An 873-nucleotide genomic window follows, 5' to 3' on the forward strand; every position below is an offset into this window, starting at 1 on the left:
GGTCAGCCCGGCGAGCACCACCATCGCGGCCGAGAGCGGCGCGGCGAAGCCCGGCATGCGCCCAGGGGCGAGGCGCACCAGCAGGTAGGCGGCGACGAGGGTCGGCACGAACTCGCCGGCCATTCGCAGGGAAAGCGCCGGAAACGGCGTCCAGGCGAGCGTCGCGGCGCACCAGGCCAGGAACACCAGGGCCGCGAGGCCCGGCGGCGTCGCGAGCGGCGGCAACAGCAGGCGCCGCACCGCGCCGGCATCCTCAAGGCAGCGCCCGGCCAGGAACAGCAACGCCGCGATGCCGACGACGAGGGGGCTCGAGCGGTTGGCCAGCGCCATCGCCAAGGGCATCGCCGCGAGCGCGACGGCGCCGGCCGCGTAGAGGCGTCGGGACGGATGCACGGCGCGTTCTGCGGACAGCCCTACGGCCTACTGGAGCTGGTGCCCGCGCTTGCCCATCTCGGCGCGCACGCGGACCATGACGTATTCCGAGACTTCCTGGGTCCAGGTCTGCATCGCCTGGACCATCTCGTCGAGGATCTGCGGCTGCGTCTCGACGTAGCGCTTGCCGGCGGGCGAGCGGAAGAACGTCGCGATGTCCTGTAGCTCGGGTTCGGTCAGCTTGGTCGCGTAGATGCGGGCGGCGGTGTCGATGATGCGCTGCTTCTGCAGCTCCATCTCCGGGTTGAGCGACCGCAGCACCTCGTCGAGGTCCTTGGCCAGCTCGGGCCGCGTCACCGACTGCTGCTTGATCTGGTCGGCGAACGCCGGAATGATCGAATCGAACGAGCGGGCGATGCCCGAGCTCAGCATCACCTCGCGGGCGAGCGCGAGGTGGTTCGCGCTGATCGTCGGGGCGCCGCGGTTGGCCGGCGCGGCGGG

Annotated in this window: 1 protein-coding gene and 1 pseudogene; both read right to left on the reverse strand. The window is 71.7% G+C overall.

The window, feature by feature from the left end; genetic code table 11:
• Positions 1–342, reverse strand: a pseudogene (locus tag FV222_RS27665) (O-antigen ligase domain-containing protein); the annotation flags it as partial.
• A 78-nt stretch (positions 343–420) separates the two neighbouring features.
• A partial coding sequence (locus tag FV222_RS27670; RefSeq protein WP_147816370.1) for a DUF2059 domain-containing protein occupies positions 421–873 on the reverse strand: 453 nt, incomplete at its 5' end.

The sequence above is a fragment of the Methylobacterium sp. WL103 genome, from assembly GCF_008039885.1.
Classification (GTDB): Bacteria; Pseudomonadota; Alphaproteobacteria; order Rhizobiales; family Beijerinckiaceae; genus Methylobacterium; species Methylobacterium cerastii.